This window comes from Streptomyces sp. NPDC051173 (assembly GCF_040689515.1).
In the GTDB taxonomy this organism is placed as follows: Bacteria; Actinomycetota; Actinomycetes; order Streptomycetales; family Streptomycetaceae; genus Streptomyces.
In genome coordinates this window covers 1-26,598 of record NZ_JBFBBD010000070.1, presented here as the reverse complement: position 1 = coordinate 26,598, position 26,598 = coordinate 1, and the positions used below count along the sequence as shown (strand labels likewise).

General features: G+C 72.1%; 22 protein-coding genes. 16 read left to right on the top strand and 6 right to left on the bottom strand.

The annotated features are described in order from the left end of the window. Window positions 1–31: 31 nt before the first annotated feature. From AB0435_RS27630 to AB0435_RS27595, 8 genes are all read left to right on the top strand, one after another. Window positions 32–709 carry a triacylglycerol lipase gene (locus AB0435_RS27630; protein ID WP_366006426.1) on the top strand — a complete coding sequence of 226 codons (678 nt, stop codon included), beginning with the start codon at window positions 32–34 and terminating at the stop codon, window positions 707–709. 39 nt (window positions 710–748) lie between these two features. After that, window positions 749–1,045 carry a DUF1330 domain-containing protein gene (locus AB0435_RS27625; protein WP_366428196.1) on the top strand — a complete coding sequence of 99 codons (297 nt, stop codon included), beginning with the start codon at window positions 749–751 and terminating at the stop codon, window positions 1,043–1,045. A 975-nt stretch (window positions 1,046–2,020) separates the two neighbouring features. Continuing rightward, a complete protein-coding gene (locus tag AB0435_RS27620; protein WP_366428195.1) occupies window positions 2,021–4,651 on the top strand; it encodes a Pls/PosA family non-ribosomal peptide synthetase in 2,631 nt (876 codons plus the stop codon). Next, window positions 4,648–7,200 (top strand): amino acid adenylation domain-containing protein, encoded by a 2,553-nt coding sequence (locus AB0435_RS27615; protein WP_366428194.1) that lies wholly within the window; start codon window positions 4,648–4,650, stop codon window positions 7,198–7,200. Before AB0435_RS27620 ends, AB0435_RS27615 begins: the two co-directional genes overlap by 4 nt. A gap of 47 nt (window positions 7,201–7,247) precedes the next feature. Next, window positions 7,248–8,252 carry a TauD/TfdA family dioxygenase gene (locus AB0435_RS27610; RefSeq protein ID WP_366006422.1) on the top strand — a complete coding sequence of 335 codons (1,005 nt, stop codon included), beginning with the start codon at window positions 7,248–7,250 and terminating at the stop codon, window positions 8,250–8,252. Continuing rightward, window positions 8,249–9,319 (top strand): 2,3-diaminopropionate biosynthesis protein SbnB, encoded by a 1,071-nt coding sequence (gene sbnB, locus AB0435_RS27605; protein WP_366006421.1) that lies wholly within the window; start codon window positions 8,249–8,251, stop codon window positions 9,317–9,319. Before AB0435_RS27610 ends, sbnB begins: the two co-directional genes overlap by 4 nt. Before the next feature lie 36 nt (window positions 9,320–9,355). Continuing rightward, complete coding sequence (gene sbnA, locus AB0435_RS27600; protein ID WP_366006420.1) at window positions 9,356–10,342, top strand: 2,3-diaminopropionate biosynthesis protein SbnA; 987 nt, start codon at window positions 9,356–9,358, stop codon at window positions 10,340–10,342. 351 nt (window positions 10,343–10,693) lie between these two features. Then, complete coding sequence (locus AB0435_RS27595) at window positions 10,694–11,320, top strand: hypothetical protein (RefSeq protein ID WP_366006419.1); 627 nt, start codon at window positions 10,694–10,696, stop codon at window positions 11,318–11,320. Here AB0435_RS27595 and AB0435_RS27590 read toward each other — a convergent pair. Continuing rightward, window positions 11,313–12,575: a glycoside hydrolase family 18 protein gene (locus AB0435_RS27590; protein WP_366006418.1), complete on the bottom strand. Its 1,263-nt coding sequence runs from the start codon at window positions 12,573–12,575 to the stop codon at window positions 11,313–11,315. The genes AB0435_RS27595 and AB0435_RS27590 overlap by 8 nt on opposite strands. Window positions 12,576–12,896: 321 nt before the next feature. Here AB0435_RS27590 and AB0435_RS27585 point away from each other — a divergent pair, with 321 nt between their 5' ends. Then, entirely contained in the window at window positions 12,897–14,069 is a 1,173-nt protein-coding gene (locus tag AB0435_RS27585) for an acyl-CoA dehydrogenase family protein (RefSeq protein ID WP_366006417.1), read from the top strand. A 174-nt stretch (window positions 14,070–14,243) separates the two neighbouring features. Here the strand turns inward: AB0435_RS27585 and AB0435_RS27580 are convergent, their stop codons facing one another. Then, a complete protein-coding gene (locus AB0435_RS27580) occupies window positions 14,244–14,621 on the bottom strand; it encodes a hypothetical protein (protein WP_366006416.1) in 378 nt (125 codons plus the stop codon). A 196-nt stretch (window positions 14,622–14,817) separates the two neighbouring features. Between AB0435_RS27580 and AB0435_RS27575 the strand changes: the two genes are divergently transcribed. From AB0435_RS27575 to fxsA, 5 genes are all read left to right on the top strand, one after another. Beyond that, window positions 14,818–15,261: an Lrp/AsnC family transcriptional regulator gene (locus AB0435_RS27575; RefSeq protein ID WP_361530562.1), complete on the top strand. Its 444-nt coding sequence runs from the start codon at window positions 14,818–14,820 to the stop codon at window positions 15,259–15,261. A gap of 57 nt (window positions 15,262–15,318) precedes the next feature. Next, window positions 15,319–16,971, top strand: coding sequence for an amidohydrolase (locus AB0435_RS27570; RefSeq protein ID WP_366428193.1), 1,653 nt, complete (start codon window positions 15,319–15,321; stop codon window positions 16,969–16,971). 564 nt (window positions 16,972–17,535) lie between these two features. Beyond that, window positions 17,536–19,164 (top strand): apolipoprotein N-acyltransferase, encoded by a 1,629-nt coding sequence (gene lnt / locus AB0435_RS27565; RefSeq protein ID WP_366428203.1) that lies wholly within the window; start codon window positions 17,536–17,538, stop codon window positions 19,162–19,164. Further along, window positions 19,161–19,922, top strand: coding sequence for a polyprenol monophosphomannose synthase (locus tag AB0435_RS27560; RefSeq protein WP_366006414.1), 762 nt, complete (start codon window positions 19,161–19,163; stop codon window positions 19,920–19,922). Before lnt ends, AB0435_RS27560 begins: the two co-directional genes overlap by 4 nt. Before the next feature lie 44 nt (window positions 19,923–19,966). Further along, entirely contained in the window at window positions 19,967–20,527 is a 561-nt protein-coding gene (gene fxsA, locus AB0435_RS27555) for an FxsA family membrane protein (RefSeq protein ID WP_366006413.1), read from the top strand. Window positions 20,528–20,647: 120 nt separating this feature from the next. Here the strand turns inward: fxsA and AB0435_RS27550 are convergent, their stop codons facing one another. Both AB0435_RS27550 and AB0435_RS27545 read right to left on the bottom strand, forming a co-directional pair. Continuing rightward, the gene (locus tag AB0435_RS27550; protein ID WP_087929069.1) at window positions 20,648–21,022 is read right to left on the bottom strand and encodes an RNA polymerase-binding protein RbpA; all 375 of its coding nucleotides are present in this window, start codon (window positions 21,020–21,022) and stop codon (window positions 20,648–20,650) included. 256 nt (window positions 21,023–21,278) lie between these two features. After that, window positions 21,279–21,938, bottom strand: coding sequence for a hypothetical protein (locus AB0435_RS27545; RefSeq protein WP_366428202.1), 660 nt, complete (start codon window positions 21,936–21,938; stop codon window positions 21,279–21,281). 173 nt (window positions 21,939–22,111) lie between these two features. Here AB0435_RS27545 and AB0435_RS27540 point away from each other — a divergent pair, with 173 nt between their 5' ends. Then, the gene (locus AB0435_RS27540) at window positions 22,112–23,626 is read left to right on the top strand and encodes a PLP-dependent aminotransferase family protein (protein ID WP_366428192.1); all 1,515 of its coding nucleotides are present in this window, start codon (window positions 22,112–22,114) and stop codon (window positions 23,624–23,626) included. On the opposite strand, the gene AB0435_RS27535 is transcribed toward AB0435_RS27540, so the two are convergent. Beyond that, a complete protein-coding gene (locus tag AB0435_RS27535; protein ID WP_366006411.1) occupies window positions 23,614–25,284 on the bottom strand; it encodes a hypothetical protein in 1,671 nt (556 codons plus the stop codon). The genes AB0435_RS27540 and AB0435_RS27535 overlap by 13 nt on opposite strands. 26 nt (window positions 25,285–25,310) lie before the next feature. Next, entirely contained in the window at window positions 25,311–25,505 is a 195-nt protein-coding gene (locus tag AB0435_RS27530) for a hypothetical protein (protein WP_366006436.1), read from the bottom strand. A 406-nt stretch (window positions 25,506–25,911) separates the two neighbouring features. Here AB0435_RS27530 and AB0435_RS27525 point away from each other — a divergent pair, with 406 nt between their 5' ends. Next, entirely contained in the window at window positions 25,912–26,325 is a 414-nt protein-coding gene (locus tag AB0435_RS27525; protein WP_366006410.1) for an ankyrin repeat domain-containing protein, read from the top strand. Window positions 26,326–26,598: the final 273 nt, after the last annotated feature.

The window sequence follows — 26,598 nt, the reverse complement described above, 5'->3', positions numbered from 1 at the left end:
CCGACAGCCCGCCCCCGGAAAGGGCTTCCGCATGCGTCGCGTCCTCGCCACCCTCCTGTCGGTCCTGTGCGCGGCCGCCGCCCTCGGTGCCGCCCCGGCCGGCGCCACGGCCCCGCCGAACCCGGTGATCTTCGTGCACGGCCGCAACGCGGGGCCCGGCGTATGGGACGGCATGCGCGCCGCCTTCGTCCGGGCCGGATATCCCGCGGACCGGCTCGACGCCTGGTCGTACGACACCACCAGATCGACCAACGAGGTGCTGGCCGGCCAACTGGCCGCCCATGTCGACGCCGTGCTGGCCCGCACCGGGGCGTCGCGGGCGGACATCGTCGCCCACAGCCTGGGCAGCCTGCCCTCCCGCTGGTACGTCGAGTTCGGCGAAGGCGGCGCCAAGATCGCCCACTGGGTGTCGCTGGCCGGTCCCAACCACGGCACCGGCCTGGCGTATCTGTGCGCGCTCTGGGACCAGGGATGCCGGGACATGACCCCCGGGTCCTACGTCCTCTCCCGCCTCAACGCGGGCTCCGGGACGCCGGGGCCGGTGCGTTACGCCACGTGGTGGTCGTCGTGCGACGAGCAGATCGTCCCGGTCTCCAGCACCGCGCTGGAAGGCGCCGTCAACACGCGAACAGCCGCCTGCCTGAAGCACAATGACCTGCTGACGGACGCCACGGTCACGAGCCAGGTGCGGGCGTTCCTGACGGGGTGATGCACGGCGTCCGCCGGGGCGCCTGGCACCATGGCCGGCATGACTGCATATGTGATCACCGAGGTCGAGGTCCTCGACGAGGAACTGGCCGCCATCTACCGCACCTTGGCCTCCGCCTCCATCAGCGCCCACGGCGGCCGCTACGTCGTCCGCGGCGCGGACGTCGAGGCCGCCGAGGGCGAGTGGCAGGCCGGGAGACGGCTGATCGTCGCGGAGTTCCCCGACATGGAAGGGCTCAAGCGGTGGTACGCGTCCCCGGAGTACGCCGAGGCCCGCGAGATAGCGAAGAAGGCCCTGAAGCGCCGCCTCCTCTTCGTGGAGGGCGTGCCGGAGTGAGAGCCGTCGGGGGGTGACCTCCCGGAAGAGGGGGCTTCTCCAGGATCAAGGAAAAGTTAAAATTCTGGCCCCGGGCGTGCTGGGGACGAGTTTGCCGGAATATGGTGCACCGTTACCGGCGGCGGATTAAAGCTTTATCAGGCGGCCGCGACGCGTTGACTGTTTTGGGTCAGCCGGCGCGGCCGCCCGCGTGTATTTCCGATCACTTCCTGCCGTGCCGTGTAGGCGTTCATTCCGCTTTTATGTGAGATATGCCGTTTGGGATGATTGAAAAACGGCTGCCACTTTTTTGTTGCACGGTGCGGCTTCCGGAAAGGCCGGTCCGGCGTGTGTGAAGTGCCAGGCGGTGGGCCGGTGCGCGGATGGGGTCTCAGATAATGGCCAGGTTTCCGGGGTGATGGGGATCATCGCCCGCCCGGCAGTCGCGGGCCATATTTCGTTGGCCTGTTCCCGGCTGGTCCGTACCTCGGGCTGATCCTAGGTTCAACCACGGGCTCGTGCCCGGAAAGCGTGAGCGGGATACGGAATACGGACAGGAAGCCCTGGGTGCGGGCGGGTCCGGTCCGTGCGAGCCACGCGGATCCATCAGGCGATCTGTTCAGGCGATCTGTTCGGTGATCCTTGAGGGGTGGGGATTGCATGGGGGAAGACCCGGCGTAGTGCTGCGGCCCCTGCTTTTCTCTCGGTAGGCAGTCATGCTCATCGAGCTGATTGTCCCGCGGAATCTGCCTTGGTTTCCAGCCCTTTGCGTCATCAGTCGCGCAGGGGTCGATCCGGCGGATTTCGGTGCTCAGAACGCCCGCAGCCGTGTGTTTCCGGCGCCCCATCCGACTGCGGGCGGTTGCCAGGCGTTCGTGCACCGCAGTCGCCCGCGCGGGTGGCATGTGACTTTCTCAAGGAGGTGCGGTGGTGAGAGAACCTGTCGAAGTTCCGTCCGGCGGTCCGGCCGATCCAGGGATTTCCCCGCGGGGAGGGATGCCGGCGAGCGGGGTGCAGGAAGCCTTTGCCGAGCTGCTGGCCGAGGTCGTGCATGCCGAACAGGTGCCGGCCGACGGCCACTTCTTCCGTGACCTGGGCGCCGATTCGCTGGTGATGGCGCAGTTCTGCGCGCGGGTGAGGAAGCGGGCGGACCTTCCGTCGGTGTCGATGAAGGACATCTACAAATATCCGGACATCCGGAGCCTCGCGGCGGCATTCGCGGACGCAGTCCCCGATCTCCCCGGCCCTGCCCCGGTTCCGGCGGAAGTGCCCGCACCGAGCAGTGCACCGCGCCATGTCCTGTGCGGAGCACTGCAACTCCTGTTCGTGCTCGCCTATTCATGGCTCATGACCTGGGCATCGGACCTCGGTTACCGGTGGGTCTCCGATGGCGCGGGACCTCTCCACGGCTACGAACGGGCCGTCGTCTTCGGCAGTGCCGAGTTCGTCGCTCTCTGCCTCTTCCCCGTCGTGGTCAAGTGGATCCTCATCGGCCGGTGGAAGCAGGGCGAGTTCCCGGTCTGGGGGACGGCGTATGTGCGGTTCTGGGTCGTCAAGGTCCTGGTGCACGCCAGTCCGATGCTGTTCTTCGTCGGCAGCCCGCTCTATGTGCTGTACCTCCGGGCCCTCGGCGCGAAGGTCGGCAAGAACACCGTGATCCTCTCCCGCAGCATTCCGGTGTGCACCGATCTGCTCACCATCGGAGCCGGAACGGTGATCCGCAAGGACTCCTACTTCCTGTGCTACCGGGCCCTCTCCGGGTGCATCCAGACCGGTCCCGTCACGCTGGGCCGTGAGGTGTTCGTCGGCGAGCAGACCGTGCTCGACATCGGGACGTCGATGGGGGACGGGGCGCAGCTCGGACACGCCTCCGCGCTGCAGAGTGGTGAACGGGTGCCGGGCGGCGAGCGGTGGCACGGCTCCCCGGCCCAGCGCACGGATGTGAGTTACCGGAGGGCCGCCCCGGCCAGGTGCGGCACCGTACGCCGGGCCCTGTTCGGGCTGTCGGGGCTCCTGCGGACGTGTCTGCTGGTCATGCCGATGTGGTTCGGGCTCACGTATGTGCTGCTGGACGAGGTGCCGAGGCTGCTCGGCCGGGCGGACGCGGCGGCGGAGTCCCCGCTCTCCGCGGTGTTCTACACCGATGCCCTGGTGATCTCCCTCGTCCTGTTCGCCGCCCTGGTCGTGGGGGGCCTGGCCGCGCTGCTCACCGTTCCCCGTCTGTTGCACCTCGGGCTGCGGCCGGGCCGGGTTTATCCGCTGTACGGCGTGCGGTACGGGCTGCTGAGGACCGTCTCCTTGACGACGAACACCCGGTTCTTCCTCTGGCTCTTCGGCGACAGCTCCTACATCGTGCACTACCTGCGGAGCCTGGGGTACCGCCTCACCGCCGTCGAGCAGACCGGTTCGAACTTCGGCATCGGGATCAAGCACGACAGCCCGTACCTGAGCGTCGTCGGCCAGGGCACCATGGTCGCCGACGGGCTCTCGATCATGAACGTCGACTATTCCAGCACGTCCTTCGTGCTCTCCAGGACGTCGATCGGCGCACGGAATTTCCTCGGCAACCACATCGCCTATCCCCCGCAGGGCAGGACGGGGGAGAACTGCCTGATCGCCACCAAGGCGATGGTGCCGCTCGACGGCGAGATCCGCGAAGGGGTCGGCCTGCTCGGCTCACCGTCCTTCGAGATCCCGCGCACGGTGGAACGCGACACCCGCTTCGACCGCTTCAGGACCGGCGACGAGCTGCACCGCCGTCTCGCTGCGAAGAACCGGTACAACCTGCGCACGATGGGCATCGTCCTGCTCATACGGTGGGGGCACTTCTTCGGGCTCACCATGCTGCTCCTCGTGACCGCGGAGCGGTACGACACGGCCGGCAAGGTGCTGGACGCCCTGTTCCTCGTGCTCAGCATCGGATTCACCGCCCTCTACTTCGCGTTGACGGAACGGTGCCTGACCAGGTTCCGGCCGCTGCAGCCGCAGGTGTGCTCCATCTACGACCCGTACTTCTGGCACCACGAGCGCCTGTGGAAGGTGCCCCAGACACACTTCAACGCCTTCAACGGCACCCCGTTCAAGAGCGTGCTCTGGCGGCTGCTGGGAGTCCGGATCGGCAAGCGGGTCTTCGACGACGGATGTGACCTGTCGGAGCGGACACTGACGGTCATCGGTGACGACTGCATGCTCAACAGCGCGAGCAAGATCCAGTGCCATTCGCAGGAGGACGGCACGTTCAAGTCGGGCCGGACCACGCTCGGCAGTGGCTGCACCGTCGGCATCAATGCCCTGGTCCACTACGGCGTGACCATGGGGGACGGCGCGGTGCTGGCCGCCGACGCCTTCCTGATGAAGGGCGAGGACGTGCCCCGGCAGGCGCGCTGGGGAGGAAACCCGGCCACCGAGACGCCCGGGGGCCGGCCGGAACCGGTCCGGGAGGCCGAACGCCCGCAGTCCTCGCACCGGAACGGGAACACCGGCACGGCCGTCACCGGACATGCCGAGCCGAGGGGGCTCCCGCCACGAGCGGCCGGCCGAGCGGCCGGCACACCACGAGCCACCGTCGCGGCGCCACGGACCGGTGCCCGGCGCGACCGCGATCAGGGACCGGGAGAGGACCGATGAGCGGACCGACGGAAGACGGCCGGGAGTTCCGGCCGAAGGCGCCTGTCGCCGGTGGGCCCACCGTCATCCCGCGGTGGAGCGACGATCCGATGGCGGGCGTAGCCGAACACGACATGCCTGTTCCCGCAGGCCTGCTGGAGTCGCTGGTCCGGCGGGCCGAGGCGCTCGGGGTGCCGCTGGACGCCGTGTTGCTGGCCGCGCACGCCAAGGTGCTCGCCATGCTGTGCGGCGAGCCCGAGGTCACCACCGGCTACCTGCCCGCCCAGGGCGGCACGGCGCTGCCCTGCGGGGTGACGACATCGCCCCGTACATGGCGCGAGCTGGTGCCGACGTGCGCACGGGTGGCGGCGGAACTGTCGCACCGGAGCGGTACGGTGGACGGCTCCGGACGCGAACCGGGCCCGCCCGACGTGCTGTTCGAGACGGAACTCGACCTGTCCGACGAGGGGCCCGCCCCTCTCGGCGACGGCGCCGGGCTCGCCGAGGGCATCGTTCTGCGGGTGCGCGTCGGGCGGCACGGCGAGCGGACGACGCTGCGGCTGCGGTACCGGACGGAGGTGCTGGACGCGGGGTACGCCGCCCGCGTCGCGGGCTACCACCTCACCGCGCTCACGCTCCTCGCCGCCGACCCCGACGCCGGACACGCCGGGCAGAGCCTGCTGTCCGCCGCCGAACGCCGCTTCCAGCTCCGTGATCTGGCCGGACCGCGCCGGGCCCTGCCCGACCGCCGGATGCACGAACTCTTCGAGGAGCGGGTACGCCGCCACCCGGACGCCGTCGCCGCCGTCCACGGTGACCGGCAGTGGACGTACCAGGAGCTCAACGCCCGTGCCAATCGCCTCGGACGAGCCCTGCTGGAAAGAGGGCTGGCCCGCGAAGGCGTCGTCGCCGTCGTCGCCGAGCGCACCCTGGAGTGGATGGCCGCCGTCCTGGCCGTCCTCAAGGCCGGTGGTGTCTACCTCCCGATCGAGCCGCACTTCCCGCCCGAGCGCATCGCGGCCATGCTCTCCCGCGCCGACTGCCGCCTCGTGGTGACCGAACCGGGCAGTACCACCACCCTCGACCAGGCCCTCGCCGGCCTTCCCGGCGTCGACACCCTCGGCGTCGAAGCCGAGGGCGACGCGGGCCGTGCCGCCGACGACCTGTGTCTCGACGTCGCGCCGGACCAACTGGCCTACATCTACTTCACGTCGGGCTCGACGGGCGAGCCCAAGGGCGCGATGTGCGAGCACGCGGGCATGCTCAACCACCTCTACGCCAAGATCACCGACCTGGGCATCGCCGAGGGCCAGGTCGTCGCCCAGACGGCGCCGCAGTGCTTCGACATCTCCCTGTGGCAGCTGGTCTCCGCCCTCCTGGTCGGCGGACGGACCCACCTGGTCGAGCAGAAGGTGATCCTGGACGTCCCGCGTTTCGTCGACACCATCGCCGACGGCCGCGTCGCCGTCCTCCAGGTCGTGCCGTCCTATCTCGAAGCCGTCCTGTCCCACCTGGAGCTCCACCCACGCCCGCTGCCGGACCTGCGCTGCGTCTCGGTCACCGGTGAGGAGCTGAAGACGGAGCTCGCCCAGCGCTGGTTCGCCGCCGAGCCGAAGATCAGACTGGTCAACGCCTACGGTCTGACGGAGACGTGCGACGACACCAACCACGAGGTCATGGAGCGCGCGCCGGAGTCCGGCCGGATCCCGCTCGGTCCCTGTGTGCGCAATGTGCGCGTCTACGTCGTCGACGACCACCTGGAGCCGGTGCCGCTGGGTGCCGCCGGCCAGATCGTCTTCTCCGGGGTCTGTGTGGGCCGGGGCTACGTCAACGACCCCGAGCGCACCCGGCTGGCCTTCCTGGACGACCCGCACCACGTAGGCCAACGGCTCTACAAAGGGGGCGACTTCGGCCGCTGGCTTCCGGGTGGCAAGCTGGAGTTCCTCGGCCGCCGTGACGCCCAGGTCAAGGTCCGCGGCTTCCGGATCGAGATCGGCGAGATCGAGAACGCGCTGCTGCGCGTGCCCGGCATCCGTGACGGTGCCGTGGTGGTCGCCGGGAGCGGTGACCAGGGCAAGCACCTGGTGGCCTGCTACAGCGGCCCGCGGCCGCTCGACGCCGACACCGTACGCGAGCGGCTCGGGGCGACCCTGCCCCCGTACATGGTCCCCACCGTCCTGCACTGGCGGGAGAAGCTGCCGCTGACGCCCAACGGCAAGATCGACAAGAAGGCGCTCACCGCCCTTGCCGCCCGGCCCGAGGCCGCAGAGGAGAACAACCACCGGGCCCACCACCGGGCCCCGCGGTCCGCCACCGAAGCCCGGCTGGCCGGGGCCTGGGCGAAGGTCCTCGGCGTCCCGCAGGACCGCGTCGGACGCGAGGACCACTTCTTCGACCGGGGCGGCACCTCGCTCTCGGCCGTGAAGCTGGCGATCGCCCTCGACCGCGCGGTCTCCCTCAAAGACCTCACCGACCACCCCGTCCTGGCCGACCTGGCCGCTCTCGTCGACGGGCGGCGCGTGGCATCCCCCGCGCCGCAGGACCCGCCGCGCCCACCGACCACCTCGTGAAACCCGCACGGGAAGTCACGGGGGAAGACGAAGGAAGGAGCACCGATATGTCATCGCCACCTTCAGCAGCCCTCCTCGACGTGGAACTGCGCCCCGGAAGGCCGCCGATGCTGCCGGCCGGTTCCGGCGGCGAGCCGGCGCACTGGGCGGCCCGCCTCCGTGGCGCGCTGCGCGCCGTCGTCGCGGAGCACGGCTGCGTCCTGGTGCGCGGCCTGGACCTGCGCGACCCGGTCGGCACCGGGGCGGTCTTCAGGGCACTGGCCACGGAGCTGATGGCGGAACGGGAGAGCTTCGCCCCTCGGCAGGTCCACGACGAGGGCGTCTACTCGTCCTCGACGTGGCCCCAGAACCAGCCGATGTGCATGCACCACGAGCTCAGCTACACCCTGGAGTTCCCCGGCCTGATGCTGTTCGCCTGTCTGACCGCGCCCACCGGCGGCGGGGCGACCGCGCTGGCCGACGCGCCGACCGTCCTGGACGCACTGCCCAGGAAGCTGGTCAAGCGGTTCGAGCGGCAGGGCTGGCTCCTGACCCGCACCTACAACGACGAGATCGGAGCCTCGGTCGCCGAGGCGTTCGGCACCGAGGACCCCGGCGCCGTCGAACGCTACTGCCGCGCCAACGCCATCGAGTTCCGGTGGCTGCCCGACGGCGGTCTGCGCACCCGTCAGCGGCGCAGCGCCGTGGTGCGCCACCCCGTCTCCGGCCGTCGCTGCTGGTTCAACCAGGTCGCCTTCCTCAACGAGTGGACGATCGCGCCCGAGGTCCGCGAATACCTGGTGGACGTCTACGGTGCCGAGGGGCTGCCGTTCAACACCGCCTACGGCAACGGCGACCCCATCGACGCGGACACGGTCCAGCTGCTGAACACGGTCTACGAGACGCACACCGTGCGCGAGCCGTGGCAGGCCGGCGATCTGCTGCTCGTGGACAACGTCCGCACCGCGCACAGCAGGGAGCCGTTCGAAGGGCCGCGCGAGGTCCTCGTCGCGATGGCCGACCCCATACCCCTGACAGCCTGCTCGCCAACCATCGAGGTGACCCGTAAGTGACCACACCCCAGTCCGCCGCATCCCCCGTCCCCCCGGCCGCGCCACCGCTCGTCCCGTCGTTCGCGGTCATCTCCGGAAATCAGGTCCAGCACGCCCTGGAAGGACACGAGAAGGACGTCGTCGCGCTGGTCGAGGCCACCTACCGCCTGCACGCCGAGGGCGCCTCGGTCAACCCGCCCTCCTACTTCCTGCGCTTCCCCGACCGTCCTTCCTCCCGGATCATCGCGCTGCCCGCCTCGATCGGCGGACCGTCGTCCGTGGACGGGCTGAAGTGGATCTCCAGCTTCCCGGCGAACGTGGCGGCCGGCATCCCGCGGGCCTCGGCCGTGCTGATCCTCAACGACCATGACACGGGCTATCCGTTCGCCTGCCTGGAGAGCTCGATCATCAGCGCCACCAGGACCGCGGCGTCCGCCGCCCTGGCCGCCGAGCGGCTCAGCCGCGGCCGTCCGCGCCCCCGGCGGGTCGGATTCATCGGAACCGGCCTGATCGCCCGCTATATCCACACCTTCCTGGACCGCACCGGCTGGTCGTTCGAGCAGATCGGCGTGCACGACCTGTCCGCCGACAGCGCCGCCGGGTTCCGCACCTACCTGGAGCAGTCCGGTGACAGCCGGTGGGTCACCGTGCACGACAGCGCCGAGCAGCTGATCCGCAACAGCGACCTGATCGTCTTCGCCACCGTCGCGGGGAAGCCGCACATCCACGAGCTGTCGTGGTTCGAGCACCACCCGCTGGTGCTGCACATCTCCCTGCGCGACCTCGCCCCCGAGATCGTGCTCTCCTCCGTCAACATCACCGACGACATCGACCACTGCCTCAAAGCGGACACCTCACCCCACCTCGCCGAACAGCGCACCGGCAGCAGGGATTTCCTCCTGGGCACCCTCGACGACGTCACCACCGGACGAGTCACCCCGCCGGCGGACAGGACCGTCGTGTTCTCCCCGTTCGGCCTCGGCATCCTCGACCTCGCGGTGGGCAAGTACGTCTACGACGAGGTGGCCCGCTCCGGCGGGCTCCATGTCGTCGACGACTTCTTCCACGAACTGCGCCGCTATGGCTGAACAGCCGGCACCGCTGCCCCTGCTGAGGAAGGCGTCATGACAGTCATCTCCGTCCCCACCGACTTCAACGAGGAAGACCTCTATGTCGACCTGCGCCCCATCGCCAGGCACACCCTCTTCCTGAAGTGCGAGGGCTTCAATTTCGCCGGCTCGATCAAACTCAAGGCGGCGACAGAAATGGTCGAGGCGGCCGAATGGAGCGGTGCCCTCAAGCCGGGGTCGATCCTGGTCGAGTCCTCGTCCGGGAACCTGGGCGTGGCCCTGAGCATCATCGCCGCCAGCAAGGGCTACGACTTCGTGTGCGTGACCGACGCCCGCTGCAATCTGTCGGCCCGGCGCTTCATGGAGGCCCTCGGCGGCCAGGTCCACATCATCTCCGAACCCGCGGCCGACGGCGGGCTGCTCGGCGCGCGGATCGCCCACGTCCGATCGCTGTGCGCTGCCGACGAGCGGTACGTATGGCTCAACCAGTACACCAACGCGGACAACTGGAAGGCCCACTTCCGTACGACCGCACCGGCCATCGCCCGCCACTTCCCCCGCCTGGACGTGCTGTTCATCGGCGCGGGCACCACCGGCACCCTGATGGGCTGCGCACGCTACTTCCGTCAACTGCACCGGCAGGTACGGATCGTCGCGGTGGACAGCGCGGGCTCGGTGACCTTCGGCGGCGAACCGGGCCGCCGCATGATCCCCGGCCTGGGCACCAGTGTCCGCCCGGACCTGCTGGACGAGTCCTATGTGGACGAGGTGGTCATCGTCGAGGAAGGCGACACCATCCGGGCGTGCCACCGCCTGGCCCGGCGCGGCTTCCTCTTCGGCGGCTCCACCGGCACCGTGGTCAGCGGCGCCGTCGACTGGCTGGACCGGCAGGGCGACCGGGATCTCACAGCGGTGGCCATCGCCCCGGACCTCGGCGAGCGCTATCTCGACACCGTCTACCAGACCAACTGGCTGCGCGACCTGTACGGCGAGAACGTACTCGACCCCGCCGAACCCGTCGCCGATCTGCGACCGGCCTGACGGCCGGCGCCGCACCGAACGCCTCACCCGCTGCCCGGCCGTGGACACCCCGTCACAGCCCGGCTCCTGACCCAGCCACCATTGCACACGGCCGGTATTGCGCACGAGGGTCGCTCCGGTGACATTCACGTTTCCCTTGTCACCCGGGGCAGCAACATGTGTCATCCCCAGGTCTGTTGAGGGCCTGGCGAGTCGGGGTTCCCCGCCATGGGGCGCTCGACCGCCGACGACCGCCTCACCTCGGGGCGGCCGGCCCGGGCCCGGCCGCACGACGCTCGCCCGTCACTCCGGGACGGGCGAGCCGCCCCGCCCCCGACGCCACACTCGTCCTCACCCGGGAAGGTGCACCGTATGAACCGCCAGGGGCGCGTCATCGACCGCGTCGTCCGCATGACGGCCGCCACACTGTGCCTGGTCATCGTCTGGATCCACATCGACGACCAGGGCGGCATCCCCGGCGACGAGACCCCGCACTACGTCGCCGTCGCCTACTACCTGCTCGAAACCGTCGGAGTCCTGTGTGCCGCGCTCCTGCTCGCCGGGATCGGGACCGGCCGTCATCAGGACACGTGGCTCCTCGCGTCCACCGTCGCCACGGTGCCGCTGCTGGGAACGCTCCTGACCCAGCTCCCTGCCCCGCCCCAGCACGGCCGGGGCGAGGACGGGGGCTACTGGACCGACCCTCCGGGCCCCGAAGGCACCGTCGCCGAAGTCCTGCTCCTCACCCTCGCCCTGACCGTCACGCTCCTGTCGCCCCCGCCATCGCCCTTGAGGTGCCAAGGGACTTCAGGACAGGGGCCCAAGAGGGTCGTCGTGCCGAGAGGGCGAGGGGGCGCGACGTGGCACCGGCCGGCGTTCCGGCCGGGCCGTCTCCGGGACGGCCCGGGAACCGGCAGGGAGACGGGATACGTTCCAGGACCGGAAAGAACCGACCGGCCCCGCGGGACGCGGGACCGGCCGTGGCGTCAGGTCAGTTGATCGCCTTGATCAGCTCACCGTCCGCCGTGTCACCGCTCAGCTCCCAGAAGAACGTCCCGCCCAGGCCCTGCCGGTCCTTGTACGCCATCTTCCCGGCGATCGTGGCGGGGGTGTCGTAGCTCCACCAGTCGCCGCCGCACGCCGCGTAGGCGGTCCCGGCCACCGTGCCCGTGGCCGGGCACTTGGACTTGAGGACCTTGTAGTCGTCGATGCCCTGCTCGTAGGTGCCCGCGGCGGGCCCCGTCGCGGTGCCGCCCGGCGCCGCCTGCGTCACGCCCGTCCAGCCGCGGCCGTAGAAGCCGATGCCCAGCAGGAGCTTCGACGGCGGCACGCCCATGGACAGGAGCTTGCTGATCGCGCTGTCGGTGTCGAACCCGGCCTTGGGGATGCCGTCGTACGAGGTCAGCGGGGAGTGCGGGGCCGTCGGGCCCTTGGCGTCCCAGGCGCCGAAGAAGTCGTAGGTCATGGGGTTGTACCAGTCGACGTAACGGGCCGCGCCCGCGTAGTCGGCGGCCTCCAGCTTGCCGCCCGCCGAGCCGTCCGCCGTGATCGCCGCGGTGACCAGGTTGTTGCCGCCGAACCGCGTCCGCAGCGCCGCCATCACGTCGCGGAAGGCGTCCCGGCCGCTGGTGTCGCAGGTCAGGCCGCAGGCGTTGGGGTACTCCCAGTCGATGTCGATGCCGTCGAAGACATCGGCCCAGCGCGGGTCCTTGACGAGGTTGTAACAGGAGTCGGCGAACGCGGCCGGGTTCTTGGCGGCCTCGCCGAAGCCACCGGACCAGGTCCAGCCGCCGAAGGACCAGATGACCTTGAGGTTCGGGTGGAGCTTCTTGAGCTTGCGCAGCTGGTTGAAGTTGCCGCGCAGGGCGCCGTTGTCCCAGGTGTCGGCCTGGCCGTCGACGCTGCCCGCCGCGTCGTAGGCCCGGTCGTAGTCGGCGTAGGAGTCGCCGACCGCGCACTTGCCGCCGGTGACGTTGCCGAACGCGTAGTTGATGTGGGTGAGTTTGGCCGCGGAGCCGGAGGTCTCGATGTTCTTCACGTGGTAATTGCGGCCGTAGACGCCCCAGTCGGTGAAGTAGCCGACGACCCGGTGCCCGGCGGAGGTGTCGCCGGTGCCGGTGCCTCCGCTGTCCGCGGCGGCCGCGCCCGCCGTGCCGGTGAGCAGCGTGGACGCGAGCATCGCTCCGGCGGCGGCGAAGGCCGCGAGCAGCGTCCGGGCGCGGCGGCGGGGGGCGTTCTGGTGCGGTCCGTACATGGTTCTCCTCGGTGGGTGGGGAGAGCTGGGGGGTGACCCGCACGCGTCATGTGTTGGCATGAACGCGGTGAACGGTGCGCAAACCGTAGAAGGACTAGACCAGTACGGTCAATGGTTTGGACCAATCCCGTCCGGTGCTCCCATCGGATTTGTCAACCCGTGACGTCCGGCCGCCGATCGGGCATACTCCAACCCGCCACAGCCGCAGGTCACCCGGTGCCGCGACCCGGCGGGGGACCATGGGCTGGGCACCACGGACGGCGGGAAACACACCCTTGCGCTCCCGTCGCCGCAGCGCCCGACAGGGAGGAGAGCGCCGCCATGACCGACCACGGCCCGCAGCCGGTGGAGCGTCAACTGCCCACCGAGGAGGCCCGCGACCTGATCGCGCTCGTGCGTGATCTGGTGCAGCGGGAGATCGAGCCCCACGCGGCCGAGGAGGAGGACGCCGGGCGCTTCCCGCGCGAGGTCTTCCGCCTGCTCTCCACCTCAGGACTGCTCGCGCTGCCCTACGCCGAGGAGTTCGGCGGCGGCGACCAGCCGTACGAGGTCTACCTCCAGGTCCTGGAGGAACTCGCCGCCGCCCGCCTCACCGTGGGCCTCGGCGTCAGCGTGCACACCCTCGCCTGCCACGCCCTCGCCGGCTACGGCGGCAAGGAGCAGCAGGCCGAGCACCTGCCCGCGATGCTCGGCGGCGGACTGCTGGGCGCCTACTGCCTCTCCGAGCCCTCGGCGGGATCCGACGCCGCGTCACTGCGCACCCGCGCCACACGCGACGGCGACACCTGGACGCTGGAGGGCACCAAGGCGTGGATCACCCACGGCGGCATCGCGGACTTCTACACCGTCCTGGCCCGCACGGGCGGTGAGGGCGCGCACGGCATCACCGCGTTCCTCGTGCCGGGGGACGCGCCGGGCCTGTCGGCGGCGGTGCCCGAGCGGAAGATGGGCATGAAGGGCTCGCCCACCGCCCAGATCCACTTCGACGGCGTGCGGGTCCCCGACGCGCGGCGCATCGGTGAGGAAGGGCAGGGCTTCGCGATCGCGCTGTCCGCCCTGGACTCCGGCCGACTCGGCATCTCGGCCTGCGCCATAGGGATCGCCCAGGCGGCCCTGGACGAGGCGCTGTCCTTCCTCGCCGAGCGGCAGCAGTTCGGGCGCCCCCTCGTGGACTTCCAGGGCCTGCGCTTCATGCTCGCCGACATGGCCACCCAGATCGAGGCGGGCCGCGCCCTCTACCTCGCCGCGGCGCGCCTGCGCGACGCGGGCCTGCCCTTCTCCAAGCAGGCGGCCATGGCCAAGCTCTTCTGCACCGACGCCGCGATGAGCGTGACCACCGACGCCGTGCAACTCCTCGGCGGCTACGGCTACACCGCGGACTTCCCCGCGGAGCGCTACATGCGCGAGGCCAAGGTGCTCCAGATCGTCGAGGGCACCAACCAGATCCAGCGGCTGGTCGTCGCCCGCCACCTGGCGGGGCCCGAGTCCCGCTGAGTCACTCGGTGCACTCGGCTCACTGCCGTACGGGCCGGGGCGGGCGGCTCCCGACCCGTACGGGTGACGATGGCGCGGACGGTGTACGTCCGGGGCGGTGCGGCGGCACGATGCCGGTATGAACGCGGTCGTCGCGCCGGAGCGGAGGGCGCCCGGGAGAGGCGCCCCCGGGCGTCACCGGGACGGGCGCCGCATCCCCGGGACGCGCACCGGGCGCGAGCCGGGGCCGCCGATGTGGGAGAAGGGCTGGGTGCGCCAGTCCAGGCTCTCCGGCAGCGTCAGCATCAGGGCCGCGTCGAACTCCTGGGTCCCCTGCGACTCGTCGGCGGGCGCGGCGCTCCCCACGCCGCGGCCGGAGCCCGGGCAGACCGTGAGCCCGAAGGGGTTCCACGGCGACGGGCACAGGGCATGCTCGGGGAGCACGTCCTCGTCCGCGAGCAGCGCGATCGGGCGCGCGCAGTCCGGGCACGTCACCCGGAACATGGCGGGAATGTCATACGTCTCGTACGGGCTGCTGCCATCACCCTCGTTGAGGCGTTCCAGGCTGGGCATAGTCTTTCTCCCCCTCGGCTCGGCCGGCCAGGCACCTCGGCCTCGGCCACAGCAAGCACTTCCCGCGACGCGAGTCGGGTAATCGCGGCGCCCGGCAGGACACGGGTGCATAGGTGTGTTGTTCGTCACATGCTCTGCGCGGGCGGTCGGGCCGTCGACTGTGCCGGGTCGGCTCCCACCCAGTAGGTTGATCCGCGTGGAGGAGCTGGACAGAGAAATCGTGGAACTGCTCGTCAAGGACGGGCGGATGAGCTACACCGACCTGGGAAAGGCCACGGGCCTGTCGACCTCGGCGGTGCACCAGCGTGTGCGCCGGCTCGAACAGCGCGGTGTCATCCGCGGCTACGCGGCCGTGGTGGACCCCGAAGCCGTCGGGCTGCCGCTGACCGCGTTCATCTCGGTGAAGCCGTTCGACCCCAGCGCCCCGGACGACATCGCCGACCGGCTCGCCGAGATCCCCGAGATCGAGGCGTGCCACAGCGTGGCGGGCGAGGAGAACTACATCCTCAAGGTGCGCGTCGCCACCCCGCTGGAACTGGAGCACCTGCTGGCACGCATCCGCTCCCTGGCCGGAGTGTCGACCCGCACGACGATCGTCCTGTCGACGCCGTACGAGGCGCGGCCGCCCAGGGTGGGGTGACGCCCGCTCGCGCAGCCCGCCGGAGGCGGCGCCCCGGTGGGTGACAGACTGATCCCCATGAGCGACCGTCCCGGCACGACCGGCAAGAACACCCGCACCGTGCTGCTGCGCCGCGGCACGGTGCACAGCCCCGCCGACCCCTTCGCCACCGCCATGGTCGTGGAGCGGGGGAGCGTCGCCTGGGTCGGTTCCGAAGGGGCCGCCGACTCCTTCGCCGACGGGGTGGGCGAGGTCGTCGACCTCGAAGGCGCGCTGGTCACCCCGGCGTTCACCGACGCACACGTGCACACCACCTCGACCGGCCTCACCCTCACCGGTCTCGACCTCACCGGGACCCGCACCCTGGCCGAGGCGCTGGAGAAGGTGCGCGCCCACGCGGCCGCCCGGCCCGCCGACCGGGTGCTCCTCGGCCATGGCTGGGACGCCAGCGTCTGGCCCGAGCGCCGCCCGCCGTCCCGCCGCGAGCTGGACGAGGCCACCGGCGGCCGCCCGCTCTACCTCACCCGCGTCGACGTGCACTCCGCCGTCGTCACCACGGCCCTCCTCGACCTCGTCCCCGAGCTGCGCGGACCCCAGGAGGACGCCCCGCTGACCGGTGCCGGCCACCACGCCGCGCGCGCCGTCGCGCACGGCAGCGTCACCGCCGCCCAGCGCGCCGAGGCGCAAGGAGCGGCGCTCGACCGCGCCGCCGCCCTCGGCATCGGTTCCCTGCACGAGTGCGGCGGCCCGCTGATCTCCGGCGAGGACGACTTCACCGGCCTGCTGGCACTCGCCGCCGAGCGCCCCGGCCCGCGCGTCGTCGGCTACTGGGCCGAGGCCCTCACCGCCGCGGGCGAAGCCGGTCGCATTCGCGAACTGGGCGCGCACGGCGCGGCCGGTGACCTCTTCGTGGACGGCTCCCTCGGCTCGCACACCGCCTGCCTGCACCAGCCGTACGCCGACGGCCCGCACGCCACCCACACCGGCACCGCCCACCTCGACGCCGCCACCGTCACCGCCCATGTCATCGCCTGCACCGAGGCCGGCATCCAGGCCGGCTTCCACGCCATCGGCGACGCCGCCCTGACCACCGTCGTCACCGGCGTACGCGCCGCCGCGGACAAGCTCGGCCTCGCCGCCGTCCGCGCCGCACGGCACCGCGTCGAGCACGCCGAGATGCTCACCCCCGAACACATCGCCGCCTTCGCCGAATTCGCCCTCACCGCCTCCGTGCAGCCGGCCTTCGACGCCGCCTGGGGCGGCGACGACGCGATGTACGCCCAGCGCCTGGGCGCCGAGCGGGCCCGCACCCTCAACCCGTACGCCGCCCTGCTGCGCGCCGGCGTGCCGCTCGCCCTCGGCTCCGACAGCCCCGTCACCCCGCTCGACCCGTGGGGCACCGTCCGCGCGGCCGCCTTCCACCGCACTCCCGAGCACCGGATCTCCGTCCGCGCCGCCTTCACCGCGCACACCCGCGGCGGCTGGCGGGCCGTCGGCCGCGACGACGCCGGCGTCCTGGTGCCGGGCGCACCCGCCGACTACGCGGTCTGGGAGGCCGGGGACCTCGTCGTCCAGGTGCCGGACGAGCGGGTCGCCAGCTGGTCCACCGACCCCCGCTCCGGCACGCCCGGACTGCCCGACCTCACCCCCGGCGGCCCCCTCCCCACCTGCCTGCGCACCGTCGTCGGCGGCCACACCGTCCACACGGCCCCCGGGCGTCCGAACGAGTGATGAGGGCGGCGCGGCGTACCGCCGAACGACGTGCCGTCGGCCTGTCGCCGCAGGTGATCACTCGCCGTACTGACCTGCTGATTTGAGGCATCCACGCAGGTCGGAGGGGTGTTGACACAGTGTGGGCGGCGGCGGGTAGGTTCGGCGGAGTCCACCACGGACGTCCGGCCGGTGAATCTCCACACAGTCGTCGAACGCCGCTGGGCCATGGGGCGGTGCGCCGGAGGCGGCACACCGCCACTGGCAGCCAGGTTCCAGCGCTCGGGGGCGGGGGGACGGTTCCGCCGCCCGGCAGGTGCGACCCGGGTGGGGCCCGGACGTTCAGTAGACAACGGTCTCGGCCGACCCGCAGCCAGCGGTTCCCGGGCCGGCCCGAAGGACGCCGGGCCCCCATTCGCCGCTCGCGCGCGCAGCGCGGTTTTCCACAGCCCAGGATCCGGGGTGCGCCCCGCGCGGGGTACCGTCGGCACATCACCGCTCAGCTCGCAGGAAGGCGCGACCGTGCCCCCGGGTCCCGAAACCACCGCCGATGGCGAGAGCCGCGCCGACGACCTCACCGAACCGGTGCCCGCCCCGCGGGCGGAGGCGGAGCCCGCCCCCGCCGCGCCGCGCCCCGGCAGGCTCACCCGCCTGGGCCGCCTCGCCCGCCGTGAGGCACCCCGCACCGGCCTCGCCGTGCTCGGCGGCCTCGCGCTCGCCGTGGCCTTCCCGCCGTACGACCTGTGGCCGCTGTCGGTCGTGGCCGTCGCCGCGCTGGCCCTGCTGACCCGGGGGCGCACCGCCCGCCAGGGAGCCTGGACCGGCTTCGCCTTCGCGCTGCCCTTCTTCTTCGTCCTGCTGCGCTGGCTGCGGGTCGTCGGCTACGACGCGGTGGTCGGGCTCTCCTTCGTCGAGGCGCTGTTCGTCGCCGTGCTCGGCGCCTGCCTGGCCCGCGTCTCCCGGCTGCCCGCGTGGCCGCTGTGGGGGGCGTGCCTGTGGGTCGCCGAGGAGCTGGCCCGCGACCGGCTGCCGTTCGGCGGCTTCCCCTGGGGGCGGCTGGCCTTCGCCAACACCGCCTCGCCCTTCACCCCGCTCGCCGCCCTCGGCGGCGCACCCCTGGTGACCTTCGCCGTGGCGCTCACCGGCGGCCTCCTCGCGTACGGGGCCGGCACCGCCTGGCGGCTGCGCCGCGGGGCGCGTACGGTCCGCGCGGCCCTGCCGGGCGTCGAGGCCGTCGCGCTCGCCGCGGCGGTCGGCGTCTGCGGGTATGCCGTGCCCGTGCCCACGGGCGCCGCCGACACCGTGAAGGTCGCCCTGGTCCAGGGCAATGTGCAGCGCCCGGGCATCGACTTCCTCGGCCGCCCGATGATGATCCTCGACAACCACGTGGACGCGACCCTCCAGCTGGCCCGCGACATCAAGGAGGGGCGGAGGGAGAAGCCGGATCTGGTGATCTGGCCGGAGAACTCCTCCGACCTCGACCCCTTCCAGTACCCGCAGGCGTACGACCGCATCGACGAGGCCGTCGAGGCCGTCGGCGTCCCGGTCCTCGTCGGGGCCCTGGTCGACCACCCGGGCAGCAGCGGCTACATCGACAACAAGGGCATCGTCTGGGACCCGAAGACGGGCCCCGGCGCCTCCTACGCCAAGCAGCACCCCGTGCCCTTCGGGGAGTACGTGCCCTTCCGCGCGGAGCTCAGCAAGGTCATCACCCGCCTCCAGCGCGTCCAGCGCGACTTCTACCCCGGCGACCACACCGGCGTGATGCAGATCGGCCCGGCCCGGCTCGGCGACGTGATCTGCTTCGAGGTGGCGTACGACGAGATCGTCCGCGACACGGTCAAGGCCGGTGCCCGCGCCCTCGTCGTGCAGACCAACAACGCCACCTACGGCCGCACCGGCCAGCCCGAGCAGCAGCTGGCGATGTCCCGGCTGCGGGCCGTCGAGCACGGCCGCGCGGTGGTCACCGCGGCCACCAGCGGCATCAGCGCCGTGGTCGCCCCCGACGGCAAGGTGCTCCAGCGGAGCGAGGAATTCACCCGGGATGTCATCAGTGCCCGGATTCCCCTGCGGGACGGCACCACCGTCGCGGACCGCGTGGGTGCGGCGCCCGAATGGGCGCTCGCTATGGTGGGCGTTCTCTCCTGTGCGGCCGCGCTCCTGATCGGTCGTCGGGGGCGTACGGACGAGCGTCGAAAGAAGGGCCAGCAGTGAACGACGGTGGGCAGCGGAAGTACGGTCCGCTCGGCACAGCCTTGGTGATCATCCCGACCTACAACGAGGCGGAGAACATCAAGTCCATCGTCGGCCGGGTGCGGGCGGCGGTGCCGCAGGCGCACGTCCTCGTCGCCGACGACAACAGCCCCGACGGCACCGGCAAGCTGGCCGACGAGCTCGCGGCCGACGACGACCAGGTCAAGGTCCTGCACCGCGAGGGCAAGGAGGGCCTCGGCGCCGCCTATCTCGCGGGCTTCCGCTGGGGCCTGGACAACGGCTACGGCGTCCTGGTGGAGATGGACGCCGACGGCTCCCACCAGCCCGAGGAACTGCCCCGGCTGCTCACCGCGCTCAAGAGCTCCGACCTGGTGCTCGGCTCCCGCTGGGTGCCCGGCGGGCGGGTCGTGAACTGGCCGAAGTCCCGCGAGTTCCTCTCCCGCGGCGGCTCCACCTACTCCCGGCTGCTCCTGGACGTGCCGCTGCGCGACGTCACCGGCGGCTTCCGCGCCTTCCGCCGGGAGACCCTGGAGGGGCTCGGCATGGAGGAGGTCGCCTCGCAGGGCTACTGCTTCCAGGTCGACCTGGCCTGGCGTGCCGTCAAGGCCGGATTCCACGTGGTGGAGGTCCCCATCACCTTCGTCGAGCGGGAGCTCGGGGACAGCAAGATGAGCCGCGACATCGTCGCGGAGGCCCTGTGGCGGGTCACCTCCTGGGGCGTCGGCTCCAGGGTCGGCAAGGTCCTGGGCCGGCGCTGACCCCGGCCCGCCCCGTACGGCGCGGGCCCAGGCACACTTGGGGCATGACGTTCGGAGCACAGCAGACCCCCGAAGGCCGACCGCCGCGCAGGAGCCGCGCCCGCAAGCTCGTCCCCCTGGGGGTGGCGGTGTGGGCCGTGCTGGAGATCTGGCTGCTGACACTGGTGGCCGGGGCCGCCGGGGGCCTCACGGTCTTTGCCCTGCTGGCCGGCGGCGTGGTCGTCGGCTCGTATGTGATCAAGCGGGCCGGGCGCCGCGCCTGGCAGCGGCTGACGGTGACCCTCCAGCCCGGGGGAGCGGTGGCGGCCCCCGCCAACGGGAGCGAGGGCAACGGCCTCACGATGCTCGGCGGGCTGCTGATCATCCTCCCGGGCCTGCTGTCGGACGTGGCGGGGCTGCTGTGCCTCTTCCCGCCCACGCGGACGCTCCTGCGCAAGCGCTTCGAGAAGCGGCTGGCGCGGCCCGCGGCGCCGGGGACCTTCGGGGACGCCTTCCAGCAGGCGCGCATGCACGTGCCCGACGGCAAGGTCGTCCCGGGCGAGGTGATCCGGGAGGACGAGCCGCCGCGCGCTCCGCACGAGGGCGGGCCCCAGCTGCCGCGCTGAGCCTTCGGGGCTCCGCGCAGGCGGAGCCCCGTCCACGCGCTCGTCCACGCGCACAAAGGGCCCGGGCCACTGCCTGAATGCAGTGGCCCGGGCCCTCTGTGTGATGCTGCTATGCCGCCGTCAGGCGGACTTGCGGTTGTCCCGCGGGTGCACTGCGATGTTCATGGCACCGGAGCGAAGGACGGCCAGCCGCTCGGCCAGCACCTCCTCCAGCTCCTCGCGGGTCCGCCGCTCCATGAGCATGTCCCAGTGCGTACGCGCGGGCTTGCCCTTCTTCTCCTCAGGACCGTCGCCGTCCACCAGGAGTGCCACGGCGCCGCACGCCTTGCACTCCCACTCCGGCGGAATCTCCGCCTCTACCGAAAACGGCATCTCAAATCGATGCCCGTTCGGGCATGCGTACTCCACCGCCTGGCGCGGGGCCAGATCGATGCCGCGGTCGGTCTCGTAGCTGGTAACCACAAGTCGCGTGCCGCGGAGAGCTCGCTCACTCATGAATCGTGCCTCCCGGGCTTGGTCGCCCACAGGACAGGTGTCGCTGTCGTCGTCATCCGGTCAACGTCCGGTCGGCGGTGAAGATTCCCGTTGAGGGACATGCGTCGCCCGTCGTGCCGCCCCTTGTTGTACCCACCAACGCCCGTTTTGTCACATCTGGCAACGGATGTCACCCTGCGTTTCTGTCGCTTTAGCGCGCAGTAACGGTCCGCCCGGTGGGTCGAAGGCGTACACTACCGGCCCGCGTCTCCCGGGCCTAAACCAGGTCCGGAACTTCGCGCGCCGCCGCCGGTCCGGACGGCGCCGGGCCGCCCGAGGCGACCCGCACGGTCCCGGCCACGGCCGCCCCCTCCGGGGCCGCTCCGAGCGGGGCGAAGAAGCGCAGGAAGAACTGCGACAGCGGTCCGATCGCCAGCGCGAAGACCACCGTGCCCGCGCCCACCGACCCGCCGAGCACGAAGCCCGTCGCCAGCACGACGACCTCGATGCAGGTCCGTACGAGCCGCACCGAGCGGCCCGTACGCCGGTGCAGACCGGTCATCAGGCCGTCGCGCGGGCCCGGGCCGAATCGCGCCGAGATGTAGAGCCCGGTCGCCATCGAGCAGAGCATCACCGAGAAGGCCAGCAGCGGGATCCGTGCCCACAGCGACGCCGGCGCCGGCGTGAGGGTCAGCGTCGCGTCCATCGCGAGGCCGATGACCAGTACGTTCGAGACCGTGCCGAGCCCCGGCCGCTGCCGGAGCGGGATCCACAGCAGCAGCACCAGCGCGCCGATGGCGATCGAGGCGGCTCCGATGGAGATGCCGGCGTGCCGGGCGACCCCCTGGTTCAGGACGTCCCACGGCGCGAGCCCGAGCCCCGCCCGCAACTGCAGCCCCGCGCTCACGCCGTACAGCACGAGCCCGCCGTAGAGCATGAGCAGACGACGGGCGAGAAGCAGTCCCCCTGATGCGGACACAGGATCCTCCGAGTGATCGACATGACGGCGAAATGGCAGGGCCAGTGGTGCAAGTGGCCTGCCGCATGACAGTCTGTGGACTGGATCGAGTGAAGATCCATGGCCAATCCCGGAAAGGTGGACCGGTCAGGATGAGTCAGTGGACCTCTTCCGTGGGTGCGCAGAAGCTCGCGCATCTCCTCGGGTCGCAGCATGAACGTGACGGCCAGGGCGTCGTGACGCTGATCGGCGGGCGCCGCGCACCGGCCTACCGCTCCCTCGCGGACGGCATCCGGCTGCTCGTCCTGGAGGGCCGCGTCCCGGTGGCCGCCCGGCTGCCCGCCGAGCGTGAACTCGCGGCGGCGCTCACCGTCAGCCGCACCACCGTCGCCGCCGCCTACGAGGCGCTGCGCGGCGAAGGATTCCTGGAATCCCGGCGCGGCGCCGGGAGCTGGACCTCCGTCCCCGCCGGGAACCCGCTGCCCACCCGCGGCCTCGACCCGCTGCCACCGGAAGCCGCGGGCTCCGTGATCGACCTCGGCTGCGCCGCCCTCCCCGCCCCCGAGCCCTGGCTGACCCGCGCCTTCCAGGGCGCGCTGGAGGAGCTGCCGCCCTACGCGCACACCCACGGCGACTACCCCGCCGGCCTGCCCGCGCTGCGCCAGTCCATCGCCGACCGCTACACCGCGCGCGGCATCCCCACCATGCCCGAGCAGATCATGGTCACCACCGGTGCCATGGGCGCCGTCGCCGCGATCTGCCGGCTCATGGCCGGGCGCGGCGAGCGCGTCGCCGTCGAGTCGCCCTCCTACGCCAACGTCCTCCAGCTGATGCGCGAGGCCGGGGCCCGGCTGGTGCCCGTGGCCATGGCCGACGGGCTCGCCGGCTGGGACCTGCCGGCCTGGCGGCAGGTGCTGCGCGACGCCGCGCCCCGCATGGCCTACGTCATCGCCGACTTCCACAACCCCACGGGCGCCCTGGCCTCCGAGGAGCAGCGCCGGGAGCTCGTCGAGGCGGCCCGCTCCGCGGGCACCGTGCTCGTGGCGGACGAGACCATGTCGGACCTCGCCCTGGAGCCGGACCTCGAACTTCCCCGGCCCGTCTGCGCCTTCGACCCGGCGGGCAACGCCGTGATCACCGTCGGCTCGGCCAGCAAGTCGTTCTGGGCGGGCATGCGGATCGGCTGGGTCAGGGCCGCCCCGGACGTCATCCGCAGCCTCGTCGCCGCCCGGGCCTACGCCGACCTCGGCACGCCCGTGATGGAACAGCTCGCGGTCACCTGGCTGTTGAACACCGAGGGCTGGGACGCCGCCGTCGCCATACGGCGCTCCACCACGCGGGAGAACCGCGACGCCGTCGTCGCCTCGCTGCGGCGCCACCTGCCCGACTGGGAGTTCACCGTGCCGCGCGGCGGGCTCACGCTGTGGGTGCGCACCGGCGGGCTGTCCGGCTCGCGGATCGCGGAGGCGGGGGAGCGGCTGGGCGTACGGGTGCCGTCGGGGCCGCGGTTCGGCGTCGACGGGGCCTTCGAGGGGTTCGTGCGGGTGCCGTTCACGGTCACCGGCGCGGTCGCCGAGGAGGCCGCGAGTCGGCTGGCCGAGGCCGCCCGCCTGGTGGCGAGCGGCGCGACGGCGGCCGTCGAGGTCCCGCGGACCTACGTGGCCTGAACCGGCAGCGGCTCCCCGCCGCCGAGCTGGTGCCCGAAGCCCCCGGCGGGCGCGGCCTCTTCGGAGGTGGGGGCCGCGCCGGCGTACGGCGCCCGCGCCTCGTACGGGAGCGGGGCCTCCCGTTCCGGTACGGCCTCCACGCCCGCGCCGTACAGCGGGCCGTCCGGGCGGGGCAGCAGCTCCAGGACCGCCTGCCGTTCGGCCTCGGCCGCCTCCTCGTCGAGCGGGTCCGGGGTGGCCGGCACCTGCACCCGGTACACGGGCCCCGAGCCCAGCCGCGCGTAGCCGCGACCGGGCGGCACGTCCGGCGTGGGGGTGGTGTGCGGCGGGGCGCCGAGCGCGGTCCGCACCTGCTCGGGGGTGGCGGGGCCGAGGATCACCCGGGCGCCGGTGTGGGCGAGCACCACTTGGCCGAGCAGCCCCGCGTTCTCCAGGTGGTCGGCCACGGCGACCGTGACGTTGGCCGCCCGGCCGTGCCGCAGCGGCACCTCCAGCAGCTCCTGCGGATCGGGGCGCCCCTCGTTCGCGGCGAGGTGGCTCAGCGCCGTGGGCCGGTCGACGACGATCCACAGGGGGCGGCGGATGTCCTCGGGGACGGGGCGGCCCTGCTGCCGGGCCTGATTGCCCGTCATCAGCCGCCGCTCGGTCTCGTGCGAGGCCCACTCCAGCGTGGCGAGCGCGCCCGCGGGCGAGCACTCCAGGGCCAGCACCCCCTCCCGGCCGGGGAAGCAGGTGTAGCCGCCGGTGCCGCCGCCGTCGATCAGCAGGACGTCGCCGTGGTTGAGCGCCTGGAGCACGATCGAGCGCAGCAGGGTGGTGGTGCCGCCCGAGGGCCTGCCGAGGGCCAGCAGGTGCGGCTCGGTGGAGCGGCGGCCCGTGCGCCAGACGACGGGTGGCGCGTCCCGGATCCCCTCGCTGTCGACCACCGGCAGGGTCCGCTGCACGGAGTCGGCGTCGGTGAAGCCGAGCACGGTCTCGCCGGGTGTGGTCACGAACCGCTGGGCGAGGATGTCGGTCGGCAGGGCGGGCAGCACGGTCAGGGTGAGGCGGTTGGCCTCCTCGTCCCAGTCGAAGCGGTACTCGCGGCCGCGTCCGGCCTTGACCCGCAACAGCTGCTCGACCTTGGCCCTGGCCTCGGCCTCGCCGTCGGTGAAGTAGGCGGGGTAGCGCAGCTGGAGGGAGACCAGCCTGCCGTCCTCGAAGTCGTGGGAGAGGAACGCCTCGTCCGGGTCGCCCCCGTGGGCGTAGAGCGGATCGGGGTCCTCCGGCAGGGAGAGGTAGGGGACCAGGGACTCGTACAGCAGCTGGAGCCGCTCGTTCTCCTCGTCCTCGAAGTGCGTCTCCCCGGCCGCCCGCTCGCGGCCGGCCCAGCCCGCCGCCAGCATCAGGGCGATCGCGGCGCACGCCGGCCCGTACGGCACGAGCGCCACGATGACCATCGAGGAGACCGCCAGCAGCAGCGCGGGCGCGCGCTGGCCCCTGGGGGTCCGCGCGCAGCGGCGCAGCCCGCCGTGGGCCAGTACGCGCAGCCCCCGGGCGACGGTGAGCAGCGGGTGGAGGACGTCGGCGGCGGTGTAGGCGGCCGACCGCGCGAACTCCCGCCCGCGGGCGAGGGTGGCACCGCCGGTCAGGCTGCCGGGGAGCGGTCGCCGGGCCATGGCGTCCTCCGGTGTCGGCTACGGGGTCAGAATTTGAGGCCGCCCAGCAGCCCGGCGAGGCTCGCGCTGCCCGCCTTGATGCTCGGGGCGATGGCCGTGCCGGCGAGGTAGAAGCCGAACAGGGCGCACACGATGCCGTGGGAGGGCTTGAGGCCGTCCTTGCGGAAGAACAGGAAGACGACGACGCCGAAGAGGACGACGCCGGAGATGGACAGGATCATGACGTTCTCCTGGTTGATGGGGACGGTCACCACGAGTTCCTCAAGACTCACAGAAAGTGCTAATAAGGCAAAAGCGGATGGATCGCCGTTCGGCTGCCGGTCGCCCGGCGGGAAGCGGGGGCCCCGCGCCCCGACGTGCGGGGCGAACCGCCTGAACACGGCTCGAAACCCGGCCGGTGGCGATCAGCGCTCCCCTGTGGGCCACCGCCGACGGGGATTCCCGGGATTCACCCGTTCGGACGCGTCCGCCCCCTGTGCGGGCCCGCGTGTCGCCTCACGGCCGGTCGGGGACCGGCCGCGACGCGCGGCAGCCGGGAGCCCGTGGTTCCGGCGGCCCGGCCGTACGTAGGGTGGCAGCACTGACGTCACCAGGCCCGCCAGCAGCCCAACCCGGAGGACAGCGGACATGACCGAGCAGACCCCCGAGACCGAGCCCGCACACGACCCCGAGGTGCTCCAGCTCGCGGCCAAGGTCTTCGACCTGGCACGACACGGCGACACCGACACCCTCGCCGCCTACGTGGACGCGGGCGTGCCGGTCAACCTCACCAACGACCGCGGCGACTCCCTCGTCATGCTGGCCGCCTACCACGGCCACCTCGACGCGGTCCTCGCGCTGCTCCAGCGCGGCGCCGACGCGAACCGGCCCAACGACCGCGGCCAGACCCCGCTCGCCGGCGCCGTCTTCAAGGGCGAGGACGAGATCGTCCGCACCCTGCTCGCCCACGGCGCCGACCCGTCCGCCGGATCGCCCTCCGCGGTCGAGTCGGCGGCGGTCTTCGGCCGCCAGGACCTGGTGGAGCTCTTCCGCGACGCGTGACGGGGGCTGCGGGCGGGGGAGCGGCCGTCATCGCGGGCGCGGCCTCGATCGCCGGCCGGGCCGGGTGCGCCGCAGGCCGACGCTCACGTGCGGCGAAGGAAGCCCGTCCGGCGGTGGCGCGGGAACTAGGGCCTGTCCGGCGGATCTTGTGGTCGGTGCTGCGGGTGGCGCTGTCTGTGCACCACCGCTGCGCGGCGGTGTCCTCAAGCGCCGGACGGGCTGGATGTGGCTGATGTGGGTGCGCAATTCAGCCCGTGGGGGCACCTCCCAGCG

Coding starts and splice junctions, on each gene's coding strand:
- AB0435_RS27630 (WP_366006426.1), top strand. CDS start 32: ATGCGTCGCGTCCTCGCCACCCTCCTGTCGGTCCTGTGCGCGGCCGCC.
- AB0435_RS27625 (WP_366428196.1), top strand. CDS start 749: ATGACTGCATATGTGATCACCGAGGTCGAGGTCCTCGACGAGGAACTG.
- AB0435_RS27545 (WP_366428202.1), bottom strand. CDS start 21,938: ATGCTCTACGGCGGGCTCGTGCTGTACGGCGTGAGCGCGGGGCTGCAG.
- sbnA (WP_366006420.1), top strand. CDS start 9,356: ATGACAGTCATCTCCGTCCCCACCGACTTCAACGAGGAAGACCTCTAT.
- AB0435_RS27540 (WP_366428192.1), top strand. CDS start 22,112: ATGAGTCAGTGGACCTCTTCCGTGGGTGCGCAGAAGCTCGCGCATCTC.
- AB0435_RS27570 (WP_366428193.1), top strand. CDS start 15,319: ATGAGCGACCGTCCCGGCACGACCGGCAAGAACACCCGCACCGTGCTG.
- AB0435_RS27620 (WP_366428195.1), top strand. CDS start 2,021: ATGCCGGCGAGCGGGGTGCAGGAAGCCTTTGCCGAGCTGCTGGCCGAG.
- AB0435_RS27580 (WP_366006416.1), bottom strand. CDS start 14,621: ATGCCCAGCCTGGAACGCCTCAACGAGGGTGATGGCAGCAGCCCGTAC.
- AB0435_RS27610 (WP_366006422.1), top strand. CDS start 7,248: ATGTCATCGCCACCTTCAGCAGCCCTCCTCGACGTGGAACTGCGCCCC.
- AB0435_RS27530 (WP_366006436.1), bottom strand. CDS start 25,505: ATGATCCTGTCCATCTCCGGCGTCGTCCTCTTCGGCGTCGTCGTCTTC.
- AB0435_RS27585 (WP_366006417.1), top strand. CDS start 12,897: ATGACCGACCACGGCCCGCAGCCGGTGGAGCGTCAACTGCCCACCGAG.
- AB0435_RS27550 (WP_087929069.1), bottom strand. CDS start 21,022: ATGAGTGAGCGAGCTCTCCGCGGCACGCGACTTGTGGTTACCAGCTAC.
- AB0435_RS27525 (WP_366006410.1), top strand. CDS start 25,912: ATGACCGAGCAGACCCCCGAGACCGAGCCCGCACACGACCCCGAGGTG.
- AB0435_RS27595 (WP_366006419.1), top strand. CDS start 10,694: ATGAACCGCCAGGGGCGCGTCATCGACCGCGTCGTCCGCATGACGGCC.
- AB0435_RS27615 (WP_366428194.1), top strand. CDS start 4,648: ATGAGCGGACCGACGGAAGACGGCCGGGAGTTCCGGCCGAAGGCGCCT.
- AB0435_RS27535 (WP_366006411.1), bottom strand. CDS start 25,284: ATGGCCCGGCGACCGCTCCCCGGCAGCCTGACCGGCGGTGCCACCCTC.
- AB0435_RS27590 (WP_366006418.1), bottom strand. CDS start 12,575: ATGTACGGACCGCACCAGAACGCCCCCCGCCGCCGCGCCCGGACGCTG.
- fxsA (WP_366006413.1), top strand. CDS start 19,967: ATGACGTTCGGAGCACAGCAGACCCCCGAAGGCCGACCGCCGCGCAGG.